Source organism: Paraburkholderia tuberum STM678 (genome assembly GCF_902833905.1).
GTDB lineage: Bacteria > Pseudomonadota > Gammaproteobacteria > Burkholderiales > Burkholderiaceae > Paraburkholderia > Paraburkholderia tuberum.
The window spans coordinates 50115-70531 of sequence record NZ_CADFGP010000003.1 but is presented as its reverse complement, the minus strand read 5'-3'; the positions used below and the strand labels follow the sequence as shown (position 1 = coordinate 70531).

The window sequence follows — 20417 nt, the reverse complement described above, 5'->3', positions numbered from 1 at the left end:
AGTGCTTAGAGCGTTTGACCGAGCGCGAACGCCTCGCCAATCGTGCTTTGAACGAGTCGAGGCGCGACGCAGTCGCCCACGCGTTCGATCTGGATGCCGCTGAAATCCGTCGACGCTTTGAGACTCAGATACAGATCCTCACGCGAGCGTCTGCCGATCACCGCGACGACCCAGTCGACACCCTCGATCCATTCCTCGTCACCCGGCAGCAGCAGATACTGGCCCCAACCCACGGCGTCACCCGAACTGAAGACCTTGGCGGTCTGCACACGGCCGGGCGCGATCTCACACACAAGCGTGCTGGTACGTATGCCGATGTGCTTGATTGCGGCGCGTCGATGAAAAAGAGTTCGCGTCCCGCTTTCGAGGTCTTCCCCCACCGCTGAATGTGTCGCGATGATTTCGACATGGCAGCCCCGGTCCGCGAGATATTCCGCTGTGCCCGCTGCTTCCCAGTGGCCGTTGTCGTCGATCACCACGACCCTTCCGCTAACGTCCACCTCCCCCGACAACACACGGTCGGAAGACACCACGAAAGGGAGATCAAGACCGGGGATTTCGGGCAGCGTCTGGCGTCCCAAGGCGCGAGCCTGCGCGGCGTTGTCGTCCGACTGATTAGGCAGGTTGGGCTCAGAGCCCGTAGCAATCACGATCACATCGGGCGCCATTTCGAGCAACATTTCAGGAGTGGCTGTCACGCCCGTACGCACTTTGACACCTTGATCGGCCGTCACCGCTTCCAGATACGATGTCACTTCGGCGATAGCCGAGTGCTCAGGCTGATTGGCCGCCAGCATGACCTGGCCGCCCAACACTCGCTGGCGTTCGAGCACCGTGACGGTGTGGCCGCGTTTTGCTGCGACCTCTGCGACTTTCAGTCCGGCCGGACCACCACCGACCACGACTACCCGCCGCGTTGAATCGGCCCGCTTGATAAACCGCTCGTTGACTGTCAATTCCCGTCCGGCGCCCGGATTCTGGATGCATCGAATTCCTTTCTCCTGGTTGACCTGATGCAGGCATGCATCGTTGCAGGAGATGCACATGCGAACGAGGTCGCCGCGCCCGCGCTGGATCTTGTTGGGCGTCTCCGGATCCGTGATGAGTTGCCGTGCGAAGCCAAGCATGTCGGCCTCGCCCGCACGAATCATGTCAAGGCCTTGCTGCGTGGCGTTGATCCGCCCGAATGCGACGACCGGAAGCCTGGTATTTTTCTTGAGCTCCGAGCACAGCCTGCGAAAATCTCCGGCGGCGACGGCCGCAGGCGGAATCTCCATCCAGTAGCTGGAGAACGAACCGGCATCCGAATTGAAGTAGTCGACGTTCCCGGTCGCCTCGAGCGCATGTGCCATTTGCAGGCCGTACTCGAGGTCATACCCGAATGGCGTGAACTCGTCGAGGCAAAGACGGACTCCGACCGGGAAGTCATCGCCCGCTGCCTGCTTGATAGCCTCAAGCACCTGGATGGACAGGCGCATGCGATTTTCGAACGAGCCGCCATATTGGTCGGTGCGTCTATTGAAGAACGGTGATGCGAAAGAGCGCAACAAGCCATCATGCGCAATCTTGATTTCGACACCATCGAAGCCTGCTTCTCGTGCGTTGCGCGCGCTAATCGCGAACCCGTCAATCACCGTACGGATATCGTCCTCATCCATCGCCTTGGTGCTGAAGTGGCTGGACGGCTCGGGCATCTGGGTCGGTGCCCACAGGATGTGCGGCGGGTGCTCGAGCGACGTGTGGCCTGCGTGGGTGAGCTGACTGAAAATCCTGGCGCCGTGCGCGTGAACGCCGGCCGTGATTTTGCGCAGGTTGGGAATGACCTTCGGATCCCATGCGTGGATGAACCGCCGTGACATCTTGCCGGTGGGATGGATCGCCTGACTCTCCGTGATGATCAGAGCGGCGCCGCCGCGCGCGCGTTCTTCGTAGTAGGCCGCGAGGTCATCCGACGCAGACCCGTCGAGATTACCCAATGCGGTGAAGTGCGGCTGGAACACGAAGCGGTTGCGCAATTCGAGCCCGCGAATATCAAGCGGTGCAAATAGCGGTGCAAGCCGTTGAGCATCGGGCGAAACGGTTGGCGAGCTACCCGATTGACCGGTAGATGGTGTGACAACGTTAGACATGACGTACCCCAAGAAGTAGTGATGCATGCGCTTGAAGTCGGTGAATGGCTGATGACTCGCATCTGCCGTCGCCGCAATCATCGAGCTCCGATGTTTTGCGCGCACCTTGAGCGAGCGGCCTCGGCCAGCGCATCAAGCACTTCCATATTTGCAACCGCGTCACTTGCAGCGAACGGCATGGGCTGCTTGTTCAACAGCGCGGACGCGAAGGCTTCAGCCATCAGCCTGTACTGGTTCACCGGCGCGAACGACTCCTCGCGGCGCTTGCCATCGGCGTCCACTACAACCACCAGCGCATCGGGCGCACGGGTGCCCATTCCAGGCAGAATCGCGCGCGGCACTTCGATTGAGCCTTCCGTGCCGATGACCGTATAGTTTCCCTGCCCGCCGGCGATGAAAGACCAGCTAACCGATGCGGTGCAGCAGTCCGGGAATTCGAGGATGCCGGTACCGGCGACATCCACATCAAAGCGCGGGTCGACGATCCAGCTCGCTTGTGCCCGTGTGGGCTCGACGCCGAAAATCATCCGGACTACGTTCACCGCGTAGCAACCCATATCCAGTAGGGCCCCACCGCCCAGCGCAGGCTGCAGGCGCACGTTGGCCGGGTCCGGCGGAGTCATCAGATTCACCGACAGGTGCGCTCGGACCTCACGAACCGCGCCTACCGCGCCATCCGCTATCAGTTCCCGCACTCGCCGATGCTGCGGATGGAATCGATACATGAAGCCTTCCATCAACGAACTGCCGTACCGATCGAACGCGTCAACGATTGCCTGGGCTGATTGTGCCGTCACAGCGAGCGGCTTCTCGCACAACACCGCTTTGCCGGCCTGAGCCGCGCGAATCGCCCATTCGGCGTGCAAGCTGTTAGGCAGCGGAAGATAGATAGCGTCGACTTCCGGGTCCGCGAGTAACGCCTCGTAGGTCGGCACGACACGCGGGATGTTCAGCGCCTGTGCGTACTCACGCGCCTTTGCGCCGTCACGGCTCGCAAGCGCGACAACGGTTCCGGTCGCGGAGGTCTGAAGGGCGGGAATCACCTGGGTGCGTCCAATTTCGGCCGCGCCCATCACCCCCCATCGCAGAAGATTAGTCATTGATGTCCTCCGTTAATCGATATCCAGCTGTTCGTGCGGGAGGACTCCAGGACCGCTTCGACGATTTGCGCTGAGCGCAGACCATCATCGAAAGTCGGGAGCCCGTCGCGCTGTTCCCCGCGAATGGTTGCGTAAGTGTCGGCGACGAATGCCTCGAAGCATTGCGCGTATCCCTGTGCATGGCCGGCGGGAAGCGTCGCCAGCCGTCGTTGCTCTGGCGAACCGACGTTCGGGTCGCGCACCAGCAGCTCGGTTCTCCCTTCGCGCGCAAACCACAGGCGTTCGGGATCCTCCTGATCGAAAACCACGCTCCCATTGGCACCATCGATCTCGAACCACAAGCGGTTCTTGCGTCCAGCAGAGACCTGGCTGACCGTCACGTTGACCAGAACTCCGGATCCGGTCTTGAACGTCGCCGCGGCTACGTCTTCCGTCTTCACTGCAATCGAGCCACCCGCATGACCCTCAGCGGTGCCGCAGGACGCACAAGACTGGCGCTCCTGGTCGGGGCGTTGCGCCACCGTCGTATCGAACGATGCGACGACCGATGACAGACGCTCGCCTGTCACCCATTCAATGAGGTCGCACCAGTGAGAGCCGATATCGGCAAACGCGCGTGAAGCGCCCCCGACTGTGGCGTCGACTCGCCAGTTGGTATCGTCGGCGCCGAGGAGCCAGTCCTGCAGATAGCTGCCGTGAATGAGTTGCAGGCGTCCAAGCGCTGAGACTCGGGCGCGTGCCTCGCGCACCATGGGATGAAACCGATAGACGAACGGCACCGTGGCGACACATCCCGTGCGACGCGCGGTATCGGCAAGCAGGCGGGCGTCGCTGGCCTTCGTCGCGAGCGGCTTTTCGCAGATCACGTGTTTGCCGGCTTCGAGGGCTGCAAGAGCGAGGTCTCGGTGCGACGAATTTGGCGTGCAGACATGCACCACGTCCACGGACGGATCGGCAATCAGATGATCAAAGGAATCGTAGCCGCGTGCCGCGCCGAAGCGCCTGGCGGCCTCGACTCCGGCGATGGGGCTTGCCGCTGCGACGCCGCGAAGGTGTGCCCCCGCCATGCGTACCGCGCGGGCGTGCACGGCGCCAATCATGCCGGGGCCCGCAATCGCCACTCCTAACTCAATGTTGCTCACACATGTCTCCTGGTGAACGGCCGTTCGTCACCGACGCCGGGCCGTTTTTGTAATCGATTGCATTTTTACAGAACTCTATTCGCGAAAGCGGGAGCAGGCAATAGCACCATCATCGTGGTTTACACGCAGAGCAGGATCAACGTGAGCGCCGTAGAATTGCAATCGATTACATAAGCGAGCACAAAAATGTCAATGGATGAGGTTGCCAAAAAGGCCGGCGTATCAACGGCCACGGTGTCGCGCGTAATGAACGGATCTCGCTCGGTGAAGGCTTCTACGCGTGCGCGCGTGGAAGCGATAATCTCTCAGGAAGGCTATACAGCGAACCGACTGGCGAGAAACCTGCGCACAGCGGAAAGCCGCTTGCTGATCACGATGGTCCCGGATTTCAGCAATCCCTTTTACGCAGAGATCGTAAAGGGCATCGACGCGGTCGCACGCCGCCACGGCTATCACTTGCTGCTGTGCGACACGGGTGCGAGCCTCACGGAGGAGCGCACCTATTTCGATATGTTGAGAACCCATCTCGCTGACGGCGCGATCTGTCTCGATCCCGTTTCGACCCAGCGGGAGTTGGCGTCCGAAAACAGCCTGCTGCAGTGGGTTGCCTGTTGTGAGTTCGATCCGAAAGGATCAGTGCCTTATGTGGGCATCGACAACGCGAAGGCAGCTCGCGACGCCGTCAAGTATCTGGTGGAACGCGGTCGCCGACGAATCGCGTTCATCAATAGCGATGAGCGCTTCCTGTATGCGAGGCAGCGCAAGGTCGGTTACATGACAGCCCTGTCGGAGGCCGGGCTGACGCCTTATGACGGGGCGATCGTCAAGACCGATGGCCTGACGTTCGACGACGGCAGACGCGTGGCAAAAAGGCTGCTTGCCAGCGCCATCAAACCGGACGCCATCTTCGCGGTATCGGACACGCTTGCAATTGGCGCGATGCAAGCAGTGCATGAACTGGGCCTGCGCGTTCCGCAGGACGTTGCTGTTATCGGCTTCGACAATATACCGCTCGCGACGATGGTGCAGCCCGCGCTGACCACCATTGCTCAACCTATGTTCCGGCTGGGAGAGAATGCCGCCAATCTGCTGCTCGAACGGATGCGTGATCCGAGCACACCGGCGCTCGGCACGTTGCTCGACCACGAGCTTGTGATTCGCAACTCAGCCTGATCATCTCATTGGAAGACCATGAAAACACTTCTTGGGCCCGGCATCTTTCTGGCGCAGTTCATCGGCAACGACGCACCGTTCGACACGCTGCCGCACCTCGCGCAGTGGGCAGCATCTCTTGGGTTTTGCGGCTTGCAGCTGCCAACTTCGAGCGAGCGGATTTTCGACCTGGCGCTTGCCGCGGAAAGTCAGGCCTATTGTGATGATGTCAAGGGGATACTCGCGAGTCATGGTTGCGTCATTACAGAGCTATCGACTCATCTGCAGGGGCAATTGATCGCCAGCCATCCTGCCTACGACAGGTTGTTCGACGGCTTCGCCCCAGCCGCGGTTCGCGGCGCGCCAGCAGCCCGGGCAGAGTGGGCCACGGACCAATTGAGGTTGGCCGCTCGCGCGTCCGGGCGCCTCGGGCTGTCGGCGCACGTAACGTTTTCGGGCGCCTTGGCATGGCCGTTCCTGTATCCCTGGCCGCAACGCCCCCACGGTCTCATAGAGGCGGCATTCTCCGAGCTGGCGCACCGTTGGCGGCCGGTGCTCGATGCATTCGACGACGCGGGCGTCGACGTCTGCTTCGAATTGCACCCGGGAGAGGACCTCTTTGATGGAATCACGTTCGAGCGATTCCTTTCGGCAGTTGGCGGCCATCGAAGGGCAAACATTCTGTACGACCCGAGTCATATGCTGCTTCAGCAGCTCGACTACCTCGAGTTCATAGACATCTACCACGAGCGCATTCGGGCATTCCATGTCAAGGACGCCGAGTTTCGACCGACTGGACGGCAAGGTGTTTACGGCGGCTATCAAGGATGGGTTGACCGGGCCGGTCGTTTTCGTTCGCTCGGTGACGGGCAGATCGATTTTCGCACGGTGTTTTCCAAGATGGCGCAATACGATTTTCCGGGCTGGGCGGTTCTTGAATGGGAATGCGCACTGAAGCATCGGGAAGCTGGAGCAAAGGAAGGTGCCGGGTTCATTCGCGAGCACATTGTCCCAGTGGCGAGCCATTCTTTCGACGATTTTGCCGCTGTGCCCGTCTCGCGCGACGAGTGCGAGAGCATGCTGGGAATATCCGCACGTACGCTGGCAGTGCCAGAGTGGGGTAGCACGGATCGTTCGTAGGAGGCGGACAAACGGCCGTTCGGCGCGATGCCGCGAGTGACTGGGTCTTGGCCGCATGCTGCCAGGCGCGTCGGGCACATGGCGAGCGGTTGCTGAACTCCTCCAGTTTTCCGCCCAGCCGGGCCTCCCCGGGACTGCAATCCGCATCGAGCTGCCAACCCAGCCCCTCGAGCCGGTGCTGTTGGAGTTCGTAAATAATGCTGGTCCTGCCTGTTGGGGATGCGAAGGACGCGACCCGTTCGAGTCAGTCCCGATTCGCAAAATCACACCTCTGCTACAAGGCAATCATCTCGGCGGAGTGGTAACGTCGTGTCGACAGAACCCCGCGTTTGTAAGGTCGCTGTGCAACACTTTGATGTCAACCTATCGTCGACGCAGGTGAATGCGATGGATCAGCAACGTACTGTCATTGCCGCCCCCATTTTTTACGCAGACTCGGCGGTGTGGTTTTCCGCCTATGGGTTCGGCTGGGGATACCGCGCCTTCGCGCTGCCATCTGAAGTCGTTTGCGAAGAGCTTGGCCCTCGCAATGAGACTGTACAGCAGGTGCGACTCGCGTTCGAGTTGAACAAACGCCGAATTCTAAGGAGCGTGCAACGATATGGAGCATCATCTGCAACAGGCGAGCGCATAACGCGCTCGGTCGCAGATCTTCAGCGCGTGACGCCCGAACTCGACTACTTCGGAGCGTAAATGCCGACAGACGCTCTTGGCCGACCTCTGCCTGACAGGGCAGTCTCAAGAGTCAAGTGCAACGATTAGCTAATCCAGCCTTCTCTAACTCTTTAGCCATTGCTTCCTCGGGGGAGTCCCAGCCGAGCGTCTGGCGAGGCCGCCCGTTAAGCAATTTGGCGATGTCATTGAGTTGGGTCTGCGAGAGCGTCGAAAGGTCTGTGCCCTTTGGCAGAAACTGACGCAGCAAGCCGTTGGTGTTCTCATTGCTGCCGCGCTGCCAGGGCGCATGCGGATCAGCAAACCAGATATCGATATTGAGCCGCCTGGAGAGCTCGACATGGCAGGCCATTTCCGTTCCCCGATCGTAGGTCAGGCTCTCGCGAAGAAAGGCCGGCAACTTCTTCATTTGCCGCGAGAAGCCTTCCAGCGCATTCTTGGCCGTACAGCCATCCATGCGGCACAGAATCACGAAGCGCGTCTTGCGTTCGACCAGCGTGCCCACGGCGGAACGATTAAACGCACCCTTGATGAAGTCGCCCTCCCAGTGCCCCGGCAACAGCCGTTGCTCGATCTGCTCGGGGCGATATTGGATGCGCAAATCCTCGGGAACATAGCTGCCGCCAGCAAGCGTCGTGCGCCGATTTCCGCGCGCCGGTTTTTCTTGGCGCAAGGCTGCGATCATGGCTGGTTTCAGCGAGCCACGTGCATAGGTGTAAATGGCAGCATAGACCGTCTCGTGGCTGACGTGCTGACTTGGGTCGTCTGGATACATGGCCCGCAGTTTGGCAGCGATTTGCTGCGGCGACCAGCGCCAGTAGACCAGGTGATCATGCACATGCCGATAAAGCGCGCTGCCTTCGATCAACTTGCGCGGCCGTACGCAGCGCCGACGACGCAGCCGATAGGCCGAGGCCGCCTGCGTCGCACAGTAGCGCGGCGCGTCCACGCTGCAATTACGCGCCAGTTCGCGCGACACCGTCGAAGCGCTGCGCCCCAGCAGCCCCGCAATAGTTCTTATGCTGCCGCCCTTTTGATGTTCGATCATGATCGCCGCGCGTTCTTCCGCACTCAAATGCTTGTAGTTCTTCTTCATCGCAACACCCTACCTCATTCAAGGTGTTGCACTTGGAACTAGAGACTAAGCAGCGATCGGCTGCACCCGAAGCGGTCCATCGGCTTGTTCCTTCTGATGGTATTCTTCTGGCCGACCGGCACCTCTTCGATGACACGGCCGGGGCGGTTGCCCATGGGGCAAGAGGCGTGGCCCGTAACGGATTTCTTGTCGCAACAGTGACAGATTCATGGCGGTCTGCGGAAGTGCGGGATGATTTGCGAGAAGTCAGGATTAATTGAGCTGCTGCCGACCTGTTGACCTCCAGGAGCACGGCTTTTTTCACAACCTGTCGCGGATACACCGCCTTTCCAATACCTGGACGCATAAGTCGGTGGTGTAGGCACCGAAACTGATCTGGCAAACAGGCTCGCTATAATCGGGCTATCTTCCCACACCCCTATTTCCAGTAGATGTCTGTCAAACGAAACCGGACTCGGACCGGTCAGCGACGCCGGCCGTTGACAAAGGCGCTGTTATTACCGATGGATCGTGCGTCCGCTAGCGAACAGTCCCTGAGGCTGCATCTGGCGCTGGCCGCTTGTCGTGAGTGCCAGGCCAATAGTCACCTGATCAACGAACTGATGCGCGCCGTCTATCTCGCTTATTTTTTGCAACGTGCGGGCTACGGAAGGCATCCCGCCGAGCACTTCAAGGTCGCCGAGTGTGCTGTGGAGGTGACGCTGGCGCGCGCGCGTAAGACGGGCGAGTGGCGTCTGACGCCGGACGTCATCGGCGACTTTGAAGAACTGATAGCTCTGTATGACGCGCAACTTGCCCGCGCACCACTGCATGCGGTACTTCACTCGGAAGAGCAACTCAGGGATTTTCTCGCAGGAACGGAAAGCTCGCCTATCGTCGTGGAGGAGTAACTCTCCCGCCGCTGCACTAGTTTGTGGGCCGTATGAGTTCAAGCGACGACATCCTCGGGTGTGAGCGGTGATCTCTAGCGGCGCGAAGCCACGCTCACCACGTTCATATGCCCGCAAGGCGAAGCGCTAACGTCGTTTGAACACTCGAGCATCGGCGTTATAGGTAGGACTACTTATATGTCGAGGCTTTTTTGAAATGTCGGGGTCTGGGCTAATTAGAGATGTCTGATCTCAGGGGTTGGTGTGGAGTCTGTCTTTCACGGGTTTCAACTCATCCGGTGTTGAAGGACTGCTTATGAATGGGCAGGGCGTGTCAGTCCGTTCAGTGTGCCCTTGCAGACCGACGGCCTGCTTTTGATGCTGCCTTTGGCTGTTTTGTGTATTGCGTGACGAGCTGCAGGATCGTTTCATTCAGATCGGTCTGCGTGAATGCGCGCGGCTTCTTCGTGCCGGGCGAGGCTGCCGGTTTGCGTACCGCTGCACCGCGATTCGTGCGTGACGGCGAGCCCGATACACGACGGTTATCGCGTTGGGCCTGCAGCGCCTGCGCGACCTGCAGCGCATGACCCAGCCGCTTGTGCTCAACGACCGCCCCCTGGTCGATCTCCGCGAGCTTGTCGTATGGCACACAGGGCAGCGCCACGCCACCGGCACGCAGTTCGATGCGACCGTCCGGGTACTCCCATACATCGATGTAGTGGCCGATCAGCCGGCGCGTAGCCGGTGTGTCCTCCAGCAGCCAGATCATGAGGTCATTCAGCACCGTCAGCGATTCCGACACCTTGCGCATCACCCGCCAGGTCAGGATCGCGTCGAGATCCTCATCGTCACGCAGCGGCCGGTGCGCGTCGAACGTGCTCCGCGGCGGCTTCGCAAAGCGCGCGTTGTAGGCGGCCGTGAAGGCGGGCGCCCAGGCATTTGCCGCTTCCATGGTCTGGATGCCGCGCAGCCGCAGCTCCTTGACCAGCCGGTCCTGCAGCGTCAGGTGGGCGCGCTCCACGCGCCCCTTGGCGGGGCTCGAGTTCGCGCAGAAGGTGTCGATATTGAGCTCGTACATCGCCCGGCCAAACTGCGTGACGCCCCGCGCGCCGGTGCGGCTGTACGTGGGCCGGAATACGCTGGCCCGATCGCTGTAGAACGCCACCGGCTTGCCGTAGCGCTCCAGATACGCCCGCGTCGCCTCGCAGTAGCTGAACGTCGATTCCGTGGCCGTGAAATGCAGCGCCATCAGCCGGCTGGTGGCGTCGTCGACATACACCAGCGTGTGCAGGCTGGCGCCCGGTCCTCGAACCACCGGTGGTCGCTGCCGTCGATCTGCACCAGTTCGCCGAGGCACGCGCGCCGGGCCCGCGGCTGGTGGATCTTCGGTGGCCGTTGCCGGCGCGGCACCCACAGCCCGGCATCGCGCATCCAGCGCCGCACGGTTTCCTTTGCCAGCACCAGGCCATGAGATTCGGCCAGCTTCTCGCACGCGAGTGTCGGTCCGAAATCGGCGTAGCGCTCACGCACGAGTGCCATGGCCCGTGCACGCAGATCGATGGGCAACTCACGGTTGCTCGGCTTGCCACGCTTGCCCGACACCAGCCCGGCTGGACCATCGGCCTCATAACGCCGGCACAGCCGGCTGATCTGGCGCTCACAGAGGTCCAGCCGCTCGGCTGCCTGAAAGCAGCGCAGGCGGCCTTCAATGACCGCCTCGATGACCTTGACTCGTTCCAGTTCGCGCATGGTTGCCGTGATCAGGCCACGCCCATTCATGATTGCCCCCTGGGTCAACGCATCGCGACAGCGTGCGCCTCAGGGCGGAAATCGGACATTTCTAATGAGCCTGAATCGGACATTACTAAAAACTCTAATTAGCCCAGACCCCGACATTTCAAAAAAGCCTCGACAACAGCAATTTCATTTAAAAGTTCACGTAAGCATATGAACTATAAGAAGTTGCGCCCCAAAATCCACTGTGTGAAAAGCCGCCGGAGCGGCGTTATTGACGCGTTACCTTTGTTGCCAGCCGCGAAGCTCCGTTGCTAACCGGCCTTGCGGCCGGTACTTGCCGGCCATCGCGGGTGCGTACAGCGCACGCCAACATCATGCTAAGCAATCAAGAGGAAAGCGAAATTGGATCAGCGTAAGTTAGGTCATACAGGTATCAGCGTCGCGCCATTTGCTTTGGGCGGAAATGTTTTTGGGTGGACTGCCGACGAAGCAACCTCGTTCAGCATTCTGGACGCCTTCTCGTCGTCGGGTTTCAATCTCATCGATACAGCCGACGTCTATGCGAACTGGATTCCAGGGCTAAAGGGCGGCGAGTCCGAGACGATCCTGGGCAAATGGCTAGCCCGCAGCGGCAAGCGGGACAAGATCGTGCTTGCTACCAAGGTGGGCATGGAGATGGGACCGGGCCAAAAGGGGTTGTCGAAGCAATACATCACCGAGGCCGTTGAGGCGTCATTGCGGCGGCTGAACACGGACTATATCGATCTGTACCAGTCGCATGAGGACGATCCCGGGACACCGCTCGAGGAGACCCTTGACACCTACGATCGCCTGATCAAGCAAGGAAAGGTGCGAGCCATCGGTGCTTCGAACTATACCGCGACCCGACTCGAAGAAAGTCTCCAGGTCAGCAGCAGCAAAGGACTACCCGCCTATCAGACGCTCCAGCCGCACTATAACCTTTACGACCGGGCCGAGTTCGAAAGTGCTGCTCGGGGTGTTTGCGAGAAGTACAACATCGGCGTGCTCTCGTACTTTTCATTGGCAAACGGCTTCCTGACGGGTAAGTACCGCACGGCCGGGGACCTGGCCAACAGTGCGCGCAGCGATGCGGTCAAGCCCTACATGAACCCGCGAGGCATGCGCATTCTCGCGGCACTCGACGAAGTTGGACAGGGTCTGGGCAAGACACCCGCACAGATCGCACTGGCCTGGTTGATCGCGCAGCCAACCGTTGCCGCACCGATTGCCAGCGCCACCTCGCTTAATCAACTGAACGACCTGATGGCAGCCGCACAGATTCCTCTGCCGTCCGAGGCGATTGCGATGCTCAATAAGGCTAGTGACTAGTACGCTGAACGGTCGGAATGGATTCGCAAATAGAGCACCCGGCGTGGAACGTCAGCCAACCCGGACGTACGATCGTCGGCCGGACTACCGGTTCCACGCAAGCGTCGTCAGCTTGAAGTGCTGGTTGGCGCCTCGGATCTCGCGATAAACCGTCCGCCGGGTCCGTCCGACCGTTTTGCCCCCTCGCCGAAATGCTCCTCGATACGCCTGCGGAGGATCTGGCTGATCCGGAAGCGTTCGTGCCGTGAAGTGCGGCCGTCGATCGCACTGCCATCAGAGCGCTCATCGTTGCGCGCGATATGCGGCGTCACGTTACGATCCCGACAATCGTTCATGAAATCGCGGGTGTCGTAAGCCTCGCCGGCACCGATTGTCTTCACAGGGCCGCCTGGCATGCAGCCGAGCAGCAGCAACGCGCTGGCCCGCTCGGCGAAACCATCCGCGTGGCCCACCACAGCGAGCCGCAGCTCGCTCGCCGCGAGGCTCGCTGCGTATATTCCCCACCTCCGCGACGCTCCGCATTACGAGAACCGGTCGGACCGTAGGCTCCGGGTCCAGAAGATGTTGAGCCGGATACACGGCCGGTCAGCGCGCAGCATGTTGCGACTTGTTACGGTGCACTCATCGAGTGAAAATGGTGAAGTGCGCCGAAACTGTGCATCATCGCCATGCGGTATCAAGAGCGATCGGTCACGGCTGGCGCTCGCCGGCCGTCTGAAGGCGGGCAAAACCATTGGCACATAACTTGCAATCGCTTCGAAGGCACCCGAATATGGACATCATCGCGAGAGAGCACGCGCTCCCTTCAGCGCAAAGGAGGTCTCAAGAAATGCAACGCGGAACACAGACTCGACGTAAAATTGAGGCGAACGTACATAGCATCGTTCGTGAGGATAAGAGCTCCGTCCAGGTCTTGCTGCGCGCGCTTTCGCTGCTTGAAATCCTCGCCGAAGATGATCAGGGTTACAGATTAATTGACCTGTCCGAACGAACCGGCCTGCCGGCATCGACCGTACACCGATTGTTGACCACCCTGGAGCAGAGGCGCTTTGTCTGCTTTCAACGCGACAGGGCGTTATGGTTTGTCGGCGCGCAGTGTTTCTCGGTCGGAGCTGTGTTCGGAGGGCGCCGCCAATTGACCGAACTCGCTACGCCAGCCATGCGCCGCCTGCGCGACGCCAGTGGCGAAACCGTCCAGCTCGGCTGTGTCGACGAACACGACATGCTGTTACTGCTGCAAATGCAAAGTCGTGAAATGATGCACGCGTCGTCCAGACCCGGAAATCGGACGCCGTTGGCATGCACTGCTATGGGCAAAGCCGTTCTCGCTGCGATGTCAGACGCGGAAATTGCCTCGTTCGTCCAGCGCGGTGGTTTACAACGACTCACCAATCAATCAATTGCCCGCCCGACGGCATTGCATAGTGAATTGCAGGAAGTACGCCGCGTGGGCTATGCGATAGACAATGAAGAGACCTCTCTCGGGGTACGCTGCGTAGCCGCGCCCATTTTTGATGAATTGTCGATGCCGGTAGCTGCCCTTAGCGTGGTGGGTTCGACGCTGCGTGTAACGATGCAGCGCCTGGAAGAACTCGGCAACAGCACGATACTCGCGGCGCGAGAAATCACGGCCGCCTTCGGTGGCAGGCAGCCAGGCGACGTGTTGTCTTCGCCGGGGCTGCCCGCCGCTGCACGCTAAAACACGTGCTGCAGACCAGCACGCAGGGCGACCTGCCGATTCGTGCTGGAGGCGTTGAAGCCCGTGATCTGCGCCTGCTGCGCATCGCCCACCGCGAGCTGATACACCGCCAGCGCATACACCGTAGTTCGCTTCGAAAGCGAATAGCTCGAAAAGAGATTGAACTGATGGTAGCGAGGATGCTGACCCGTGGCGTCCACCTTGCCCGCCACATAGCCATAGTCGGCAGCGACTAGCGTCGCGGGCGTGATCTGCCAGCCTGCGCCGGCTTCGGCCGTACCGAAACTGACGTCCTGACCGTCGCTGCCGTCCTTGAACACCACACCCGACACATTGCCAAGTATCTTGAGCTTGCCGATCGTGTAGGCGGCACCGAGTGCCGCAATCTTCTGGCTGGTCGCCGCCGCAACATAGTTGCCGTAGATCACGTTGGTGAAGGTGGGGGTGTTCTGGTTGCCCTGCACTGCGGTCTCGGGATTGTGAATGTCGAGATAGGCCCCCCCGATATGCAGCGGACCGCTGTCGTAGCCTGCAGCCACGCTCCAGACCTGATCCTCGCCATACTGTCCCGGCACCCCGCCGAGGCTGTACATGCCGGAGAAGCGGAAGCCGCCGTAGTCGGTGCTGGCGAACTTGATGCTACGGTCGACCACGAAGCTATTGTTAATGTTGTCGACGTCCTCCGCGTGCGAGAAATACGCGCCGCCCCACGTCCCGTTGGCGGCCAGCGGCTGCACATAGTCGACGACCAGGTCATATTGGCGGCCGAAAGTCAGCGTGCCGAATTTGCCGGCGAGGCCCATGAATGCTTGTCGTCCAAACAATCTGCCGCCTTGACCCAGCTCCCCCGTGTTCAGGTCGAAGCCATTTTCCAGCGTGAAGATCGTCTGCAGACCTCCGCCGAGATCTTCCACACCGGTGAGCCCCCAGCGGCTACCGGTGGGCATACCGCTGACAGCCTGCAGACTGCTTTTGCCACCCTGATTGTTGGCGTAGGACAGTCCATCGTCCGCCGCCCCGTATAAGGTCACACTGCTTTGCGCGTGCGCAATGCCGGTGCTCAATCCCAGCAATGCGATCATGTGAAACGATGCTTTCGACAACAGATGCTTCATGAATTAGGCTCCAGGATAGAAGTTTGTGACGACTTTGAAGTCGTCCTAAGTTATCCCGCTAAAACCTGAGCAATAGAGCAATTCTGCGCCATGGAACAAGATCCATAAGCCATTTAAAAACAGTGATATAGAAGAACAATTCAGCGAAATTTCGGGCTTCGGCGGCAGGCTTTTTCGCGTGTTGCACCTGGTGTGCTTCGTGTTCTTCCCGATCGATAAATTCACCCAGTAGACCAAAATATAAAAAAGCCGGGGCATAACCCCGGCTATTCATTTTCATTTGCGCGCCGTGCTCTTTTAGTCAAAGGTCTTAGCTCTTCAGGACCTTTTGGTCGATGGCACCGAAAATCGACTGCCCTGCACTGTCCAGCATCTCAATGCGAATCGTCTCGCCAAACTGCAAGTAAGGCGTCTGCGGTGTGCCGGCATCCGCGGTTTCGAGTGCGCGCCTCTCGATGATCGTGGCCGAACCCACGTCTCGCTGCGCGTTGGAGAACGTGCCGGAACCAACGATCGTACCCGCTCTCAGGTTGCGCCGGCGCGCCGCATGCTCGATCAGCATCGGAAAAGTGAAGTGCATGGCTTCACCGCCAGGATGGCCGAACCACTCGCCATTGCGCGACACTCGCATGGGCAATTCGATGCGCCCATCGCGCCACGCGTTACCGAGTTCGTCGGGTGTCACGGCAACCGGCGTGAAACTGGTCTCGCCCTTCGCATTGATGAAGCCGAAGCCGCCCGCAGTTTCGCGAGGCGCATACGCACGCAAGCTGATGTCGTTGAGCAGCATCACCAGCTTGATATGCTTGAGCGCGTCCTGCGCGAGGACCCCCATTGGCACATCGTCGAGCACCACGGCGGCCTCGCCCTCGAAGTCGATATCGTCGCTTTCGGCAGGCAGGCGCACCGGGTCATGCGCGCCGATAAAGTCATCCGACGCACCTTGATACATCAACGGAAATGCCGGCAGTGCGATTGGCGCCGACGCGTTGGCGGCACCATTGATAACTCGCATGTGATTCGGAAAACCCGAGCCATCCAGCCATTGATAGGCGCGCGGCAGGGGCGCGGCGCAAGCGCGGACGTCGAAAGCAATGGCATCTTCCAACTGACCGTCGTTGAGCTGCCGGTACAGCAAATCAAGGCCAGGGGCCACCTCATTCCATCGATCCAGCGCAAACTGCAGCGTCGGCGCGGCCGGCCCGGCCACCACCGCGCGTTGCAGATCGCGCGACACCACGAGGAGCGTGCCGTCCCGGCCGCCGGACTTTAGCGAAGCGAGTTTCATACTGATCCTGGGAAGAGTCGGACATTCTCGAAGCTGACCATCACACAGCCCGTCATTTGGCGTTGCCCGAACTAGTCGCAGCACCGGCGGCTCGGGAGAAGCGACCAAGCACGTCAAAGCCCGCGGTGAACGCCGGCCGCTTCAGGTAACGCCCTGCCCCGGCCCTGGCTCGCAAGTCGCCTTGCTTGAAGACAAGTTCTCCGCCGGATATCGTGTGGGTCGGAATGCCCGTTACAGTGCGGCCCTCGAATACGTTGAAGTCGCTCTTGCTGAACTGAGTTTTCGCCGAGAGCGTTTTGGTGCCCAGCGGATCCCATACCACCAGATCCGCGTCGGCGCCCACTGCAATCAGTCCCTTGCGCGGGTAAAGATTGAACATCTGTGCGGCGTTGGTCGAAGTGATCTTAACGAACTCGCTTGGGCTTAGGCCGCGTTGGTTCACACCCTCATCCCACACCGCCAGCATGCGCTCTTCCACGCCGCCGCAGCCGTTCGGTATTTTCGTAAAGTCGCCAAGACCGGCAGCCTTTTGCGCTGTGCAAAAGGAGCAATGGTCGGTAGCGGTGGTTTGCAGCGTCCCGCTTTGCAATGCTTTCCAAAGCGCCGTCTGGTGCTCCGGCGCACGAAACGGCGGGCTCATCACATGGCCTGCTGCAAATGTGAAGTCGGAGCTACGATAGACCGAATCGTCCACGCATAAATGACCCGCCAACGCTTCACCGAAGACTTTCTGCCCGCGAGCTCGAGCCCGCGCGATCGCATCCACACCATCGCTGCTCGAGACGTGCACGATATACACCGGCACATCGAACACTTTCGCGATGGCGATGGCGCGCTCCGCGGCCTCCCCTTCAAGCACAGGCGGCCGTGACAAAGGATGACCCTCAGGGCCGGTGATGCCGCTTGCCAGCAGCTTTTGCTGCAACACGAACACCATCTCGCCGAATTCCGCGTGCACGGTAGGCATTGCCCCGAGTTCAAGGCAGCGCTGGAAGCTGTTGGCGAGCACACCATCGTCGGCCATGATGCTGTCCTTGTAGGCCATGAAGTGCTTGAAACTGTTGACGCCCTCTTCGCGCACGAGCGTACCCATATCGTCATGCACGCTCTGATCCCACCAGGTCACCGCCACGTGAAACGTGTAATCAGTCGCGGCCTTGGTGGCCCAATCGCGCCAGGTACGGTAAGCCTCCATCAGGGGCTGCTGCTGACTGGGTATGACGAAATCGATGATGGTGGTGGTGCCTCCCGCAAGGCCCGCTGCGGTGCCCGTATAGAAGTCGTCCATGGTAACGAAGCCCATGAACGGCATCTGCATGTGGGTGTGCGGGTCGATGCCGCCTGGCATCACGTACTGCCCGCCCGCGTCGACGATCTCCGCGCCGGCGGGCGCTTCGAGGTCGGGTCCGACGGCGGCGATGACCCCGTCGACGCACAGCACGTCGGACTTGAACGCGCGATCATGATTGATAACCGTGCCGCCACGGATGACTGTTGCTTGCATGACGCTCTCCAGTAGTGATTGCTGCCGCACCGAGCCTGCCAATGGCAGGTTCATCGGGCGGAACTCTCTTGAACCGGCAACGGCAGGGCGTTCAGCGCCAACCGTTCTCCGGCATGTGCCAGAGATCAAAAATAGCCGTTCATACGGGCGGCGCGAAGGAAATCCCGGGCGTCGGAATGGACATAAAAAATCGTTTGAAAACCATGTGTTAGCGCTGCTAATAGGTGGAATCTCAAGCACGGCGCGCGGCGCGCTTGAAAGACGGACGGCAGCGATAGAAAAGCAAAAAGGGGCGACGTGGCCCCTTTGACTCCTGTGATGCATACGCGGGCTTGCCGCAACACGCGGCTGCGATCACCGCGAACGTCAGTCGACAACCGCCGTGGCCATGATCTCCACGAGCGTCCCTTCTATCGCCAGCCGTGATTCCACAGTCGCACGCGCCGGCGGACATTGCGGATCGATCCAACTCTCATAGACCTCGTTCATGGCGTCGAAATCGCGCATGTCGTCGAGCCAGATGTTAATGCGCACCACTTTTGACTTTGACGTACCGGCTTTGGACAGCAACTCGTCGATTTGCGCCAGCACGTCAGCGGTCTGCGCCTGGACGTCGCCCGGGGTGACTCCATTGGCAGTAAAGCCCGAGAGGAAAGCAAATCCGTTGGCGATCACGACCTTGCTCAAGCGTTTGCCGGAATCTATGCGTTCAATCATGTCGTACCTTGAAGTAGCTGGGGGTTGAAAACGACCGCGTTAAGCGGCACGTCGGCGTGGCTGGGCTCCCGGGGTCCACACGAGCAACCTCGACGCCAGCCAGTTGAACAGCGCATAGCTGATCGATGCGTAGACAACGATCACGAGCGCGATCAGGAACATGCGATCCACATAACCGAACTGGCTCGCATACTCGATGACGTAACCGATGCCGGACTGGGCGCCGAGATACTCGGCCCCCAGCACGGCAGCCCAGGCGGTGCCCAGGCTGAGCAGGATCGAAGAACGCAGTTCGGGCAGGATCGCGGGAATGATCACCGTCCGGTACAGGCGTAAGCGGGAGGCGCCGAGCGTGCGTGCATAGTCGATATACAACTGCGGTACATTGCTCACAGCGTTGACCACCCCGGCAAAGAAGATCACGCCGACTCCATAGGCGACGAAGAGAACTTTGCCTGCGAAGTTAGTACCGAACCACAATTCGAACAGCGGCACCATGGCGAGCAGAGGCAAGGTGCGCAAGAACTGCAAGGGCAAGTTCACCAGCCGTCGCGACCAGTTCGACCACGACACCGCGAGTCCGAGGATCGCTCCACCCACCGCACCGCACACGAACCCGGTATAGAGGCGCAGCATGGTGTCCCAGGAATGCAGCAGGACCGCGAGCGTAGCGGCCGTGTAGCTGCGCGGTGCGCCTTCGGCCACCGATGGCACACCAAGACCGCCGGGCCAGTAATCGGACAGCGACTGGAACGTCTGCGTGAATAGCACCTGCCAGCCGGGCACCAACGGTTCACCCGGTGCGGCTTCGGCTGTATAGATCAGTGACAGCACCTGCCATCCGCCCGCCATGGCGAGCAGCACAAGTATGGAGACAACCAGTTGGCCGCCACGCGAAAGTTGACGGTTCATGCATGGCTCCGCTCGAGGCCGAGGTGATTCAACAAGGTATGTTTGGCTTGTACGAGATCGGCACGCAACAGGCTGTCGGTATTGCGCGGACGCGGCGCGGCAACCGCGAGGTCGTCCACCAGCCGGCCGCCACGCAACACCAGTACGCGGTCGGCCAGCAGCAATGCCTCATCGACGTCGTGGGTGACGAAAATAACCGTGCGGCGATGGCCGCTTCCGGTCGTCTCGCCCCACAACGTGAGCAACACCTCCTGCAGTTGCCGACGCGTCACGTAGTCGAGGGCGCCGAATGGTTCGTCGAGCATCAGGACATTCGCCCCGTTGGCGAAGACCGTCGCGATCGCCACCCGCTTGAGCATGCCGCCCGACAGCTCGCGTGGCCACGCACGGCTGACGTGGCTCAAGCCCACTCGTTCGAGGTAATGTTCAGCGATCTCGCGGCGCCTCCCCTTGGCAACGCCAGCGCACTTCAGGCCGTACTCCACATTGTCGATCACGCGCAGCCACGGAAATACGCTGTCCTTCTGAAACACCACGCCGCGCTCGGGGGCGGGCTGGGTCACGCGTTTATTGCCTACCTCCAACGTGCCGTCGGTGGCGGCGAGCAAGCCCGACATGACTTGCAGCAAGGTGCTTTTGCCGCAGCCCGACGGGCCCACCAGGCAGACGAACTGGCCCTCCGGGATGGTGAAACTGACCGAAGCGAGCGCATTCACCAGTTGCCCGTCGGCGCGCCTGAAGCGCTGTGACACGTTGCTGGCCGTAATCGTCGAGCCATCAATAAGCGAAGCCATT

At 60.5% G+C, this 20417-nt stretch carries 17 protein-coding genes and 2 pseudogenes; 6 read left to right on the top strand and 13 right to left on the bottom strand.

Going from position 1 to position 20417, the window contains the following annotated elements; genetic code table 11:
* Positions 1–5: 5 nt before the first annotated feature.
* From HWY30_RS03175 to HWY30_RS03165, 3 genes are read right to left on the bottom strand one after another with little or no spacing between them, the layout of a single operon-like run.
* Positions 6–2210: an oxidoreductase gene (locus HWY30_RS03175; protein WP_090812268.1), complete on the bottom strand. Its 2205-nt coding sequence runs from the start codon at positions 2208–2210 to the stop codon at positions 6–8.
* Positions 2207–3229 (bottom strand): Gfo/Idh/MocA family protein, encoded by a 1023-nt coding sequence (locus tag HWY30_RS03170; RefSeq protein WP_090812267.1) that lies wholly within the window; start codon positions 3227–3229, stop codon positions 2207–2209. The genes HWY30_RS03175 and HWY30_RS03170 overlap by 4 nt, the downstream gene beginning before the upstream one ends.
* A complete protein-coding gene (locus tag HWY30_RS03165; protein WP_208524302.1) occupies positions 3226–4371 on the bottom strand; it encodes a Gfo/Idh/MocA family protein in 1146 nt (381 codons plus the stop codon). Before HWY30_RS03165 ends, HWY30_RS03170 begins: the two co-directional genes overlap by 4 nt.
* A 186-nt stretch (positions 4372–4557) precedes the next feature.
* Here HWY30_RS03165 and HWY30_RS03160 point away from each other — a divergent pair, with 186 nt between their 5' ends.
* From HWY30_RS03160 to HWY30_RS03150, 3 genes are all read left to right on the top strand, one after another.
* Positions 4558–5544 carry a LacI family DNA-binding transcriptional regulator gene (locus HWY30_RS03160; RefSeq protein ID WP_090812266.1) on the top strand — a complete coding sequence of 329 codons (987 nt, stop codon included), beginning with the start codon at positions 4558–4560 and terminating at the stop codon, positions 5542–5544.
* 18 nt (positions 5545–5562) lie between these two features.
* Entirely contained in the window at positions 5563–6663 is a 1101-nt protein-coding gene (locus HWY30_RS03155; RefSeq protein WP_090812265.1) for a sugar phosphate isomerase/epimerase family protein, read from the top strand.
* 387 nt (positions 6664–7050) lie between these two features.
* Positions 7051–7356, top strand: coding sequence for a hypothetical protein (locus HWY30_RS03150; protein ID WP_167368832.1), 306 nt, complete (start codon positions 7051–7053; stop codon positions 7354–7356).
* Between the two features lie 52 nt (positions 7357–7408).
* Here the strand turns inward: HWY30_RS03150 and HWY30_RS03145 are convergent, their stop codons facing one another.
* On the bottom strand, positions 7409–8431 hold the full coding sequence (locus HWY30_RS03145) for an IS30 family transposase (RefSeq protein ID WP_176078839.1): 1023 nt from the start codon (positions 8429–8431) through the stop codon (positions 7409–7411).
* A 479-nt stretch (positions 8432–8910) separates the two neighbouring features.
* Here HWY30_RS03145 and HWY30_RS03140 point away from each other — a divergent pair, with 479 nt between their 5' ends.
* Positions 8911–9321 (top strand): hypothetical protein, encoded by a 411-nt coding sequence (locus tag HWY30_RS03140; protein WP_244144767.1) that lies wholly within the window; start codon positions 8911–8913, stop codon positions 9319–9321.
* 322 nt (positions 9322–9643) lie between these two features.
* Here the strand turns inward: HWY30_RS03140 and HWY30_RS03135 are convergent.
* Positions 9644–11079, bottom strand: a pseudogene (locus tag HWY30_RS03135) (ISNCY family transposase).
* Between the two features lie 360 nt (positions 11080–11439).
* Here HWY30_RS03135 and HWY30_RS03130 point away from each other — a divergent pair.
* On the top strand, positions 11440–12387 hold the full coding sequence (locus HWY30_RS03130) for an aldo/keto reductase (RefSeq protein ID WP_090812262.1): 948 nt from the start codon (positions 11440–11442) through the stop codon (positions 12385–12387).
* A gap of 84 nt (positions 12388–12471) precedes the next feature.
* On the opposite strand, the pseudogene HWY30_RS03125 reads toward HWY30_RS03130, so the two are convergent.
* Positions 12472–12845: pseudogene (locus HWY30_RS03125) on the bottom strand (transposase); the annotation flags it as partial.
* 314 nt (positions 12846–13159) lie between these two features.
* Between HWY30_RS03125 and HWY30_RS03120 the strand changes: the two are divergent.
* Positions 13160–14086 carry an IclR family transcriptional regulator gene (locus HWY30_RS03120; protein WP_090812261.1) on the top strand — a complete coding sequence of 309 codons (927 nt, stop codon included), beginning with the start codon at positions 13160–13162 and terminating at the stop codon, positions 14084–14086.
* Here the strand turns inward: HWY30_RS03120 and HWY30_RS03115 are convergent.
* The 7 genes from HWY30_RS03115 to HWY30_RS03085 all read right to left on the bottom strand — a co-directional run bounded on the left by HWY30_RS03115 (position 14083) and on the right by HWY30_RS03085 (position 20416).
* Complete coding sequence (locus HWY30_RS03115) at positions 14083–15201, bottom strand: porin (protein ID WP_090812260.1); 1119 nt, start codon at positions 15199–15201, stop codon at positions 14083–14085. The genes HWY30_RS03120 and HWY30_RS03115 overlap by 4 nt on opposite strands.
* Positions 15202–15259: 58 nt before the next feature.
* Positions 15260–15481, bottom strand: coding sequence for a hypothetical protein (locus HWY30_RS03110; protein ID WP_143037337.1), 222 nt, complete (start codon positions 15479–15481; stop codon positions 15260–15262).
* A gap of 30 nt (positions 15482–15511) precedes the next feature.
* On the bottom strand, positions 15512–16489 hold the full coding sequence (locus tag HWY30_RS03105; RefSeq protein WP_090812259.1) for a fumarylacetoacetate hydrolase family protein: 978 nt from the start codon (positions 16487–16489) through the stop codon (positions 15512–15514).
* 52 nt (positions 16490–16541) lie between these two features.
* Positions 16542–17993 carry a dihydropyrimidinase gene (gene hydA / locus HWY30_RS03100; protein WP_090812602.1) on the bottom strand — a complete coding sequence of 484 codons (1452 nt, stop codon included), beginning with the start codon at positions 17991–17993 and terminating at the stop codon, positions 16542–16544.
* 366 nt (positions 17994–18359) lie between these two features.
* Positions 18360–18710, bottom strand: a complete 351-nt coding sequence (locus tag HWY30_RS03095) for a RidA family protein (protein WP_090812258.1) — start codon at positions 18708–18710, stop codon at positions 18360–18362.
* Positions 18711–18749: 39 nt separating this feature from the next.
* Positions 18750–19622, bottom strand: a complete 873-nt coding sequence (locus tag HWY30_RS03090) for an ABC transporter permease (protein WP_090812257.1) — start codon at positions 19620–19622, stop codon at positions 18750–18752.
* Positions 19619–20416, bottom strand: coding sequence for an ABC transporter ATP-binding protein (locus HWY30_RS03085; RefSeq protein WP_090812256.1), 798 nt, complete (start codon positions 20414–20416; stop codon positions 19619–19621). Before HWY30_RS03085 ends, HWY30_RS03090 begins: the two co-directional genes overlap by 4 nt.
* Position 20417: the final 1 nt, after the last annotated feature.

Excerpts from the sequence above, each read along its gene's own strand:
- HWY30_RS03175 (WP_090812268.1), bottom strand. The coding sequence starts at position 2,210 with ATGATTGCGGCGACGGCAGATGCGAGTCATCAGCCATTCACCGACTTC.
- HWY30_RS03170 (WP_090812267.1), bottom strand. The coding sequence starts at position 3,229 with ATGACTAATCTTCTGCGATGGGGGGTGATGGGCGCGGCCGAAATTGGA.
- HWY30_RS03160 (WP_090812266.1), top strand. The coding sequence starts at position 4,558 with ATGTCAATGGATGAGGTTGCCAAAAAGGCCGGCGTATCAACGGCCACG.
- HWY30_RS03155 (WP_090812265.1), top strand. The coding sequence starts at position 5,563 with ATGAAAACACTTCTTGGGCCCGGCATCTTTCTGGCGCAGTTCATCGGC.
- HWY30_RS03150 (WP_167368832.1), top strand. The coding sequence starts at position 7,051 with ATGGATCAGCAACGTACTGTCATTGCCGCCCCCATTTTTTACGCAGAC.
- HWY30_RS03145 (WP_176078839.1), bottom strand. The coding sequence starts at position 8,431 with ATGAAGAAGAACTACAAGCATTTGAGTGCGGAAGAACGCGCGGCGATC.
- HWY30_RS03120 (WP_090812261.1), top strand. The coding sequence starts at position 13,160 with ATGGACATCATCGCGAGAGAGCACGCGCTCCCTTCAGCGCAAAGGAGG.
- HWY30_RS03115 (WP_090812260.1), bottom strand. The coding sequence starts at position 15,201 with ATGAAGCATCTGTTGTCGAAAGCATCGTTTCACATGATCGCATTGCTG.
- HWY30_RS03110 (WP_143037337.1), bottom strand. The coding sequence starts at position 15,481 with ATGAAAATGAATAGCCGGGGTTATGCCCCGGCTTTTTTATATTTTGGT.
- HWY30_RS03105 (WP_090812259.1), bottom strand. The coding sequence starts at position 16,489 with ATGAAACTCGCTTCGCTAAAGTCCGGCGGCCGGGACGGCACGCTCCTC.
- hydA (WP_090812602.1), bottom strand. The coding sequence starts at position 17,993 with ATGCAAGCAACAGTCATCCGTGGCGGCACGGTTATCAATCATGATCGC.
- HWY30_RS03095 (WP_090812258.1), bottom strand. The coding sequence starts at position 18,710 with ATGATTGAACGCATAGATTCCGGCAAACGCTTGAGCAAGGTCGTGATC.
- HWY30_RS03090 (WP_090812257.1), bottom strand. The coding sequence starts at position 19,622 with ATGAACCGTCAACTTTCGCGTGGCGGCCAACTGGTTGTCTCCATACTT.
- HWY30_RS03085 (WP_090812256.1), bottom strand. The coding sequence starts at position 20,416 with ATGGCTTCGCTTATTGATGGCTCGACGATTACGGCCAGCAACGTGTCA.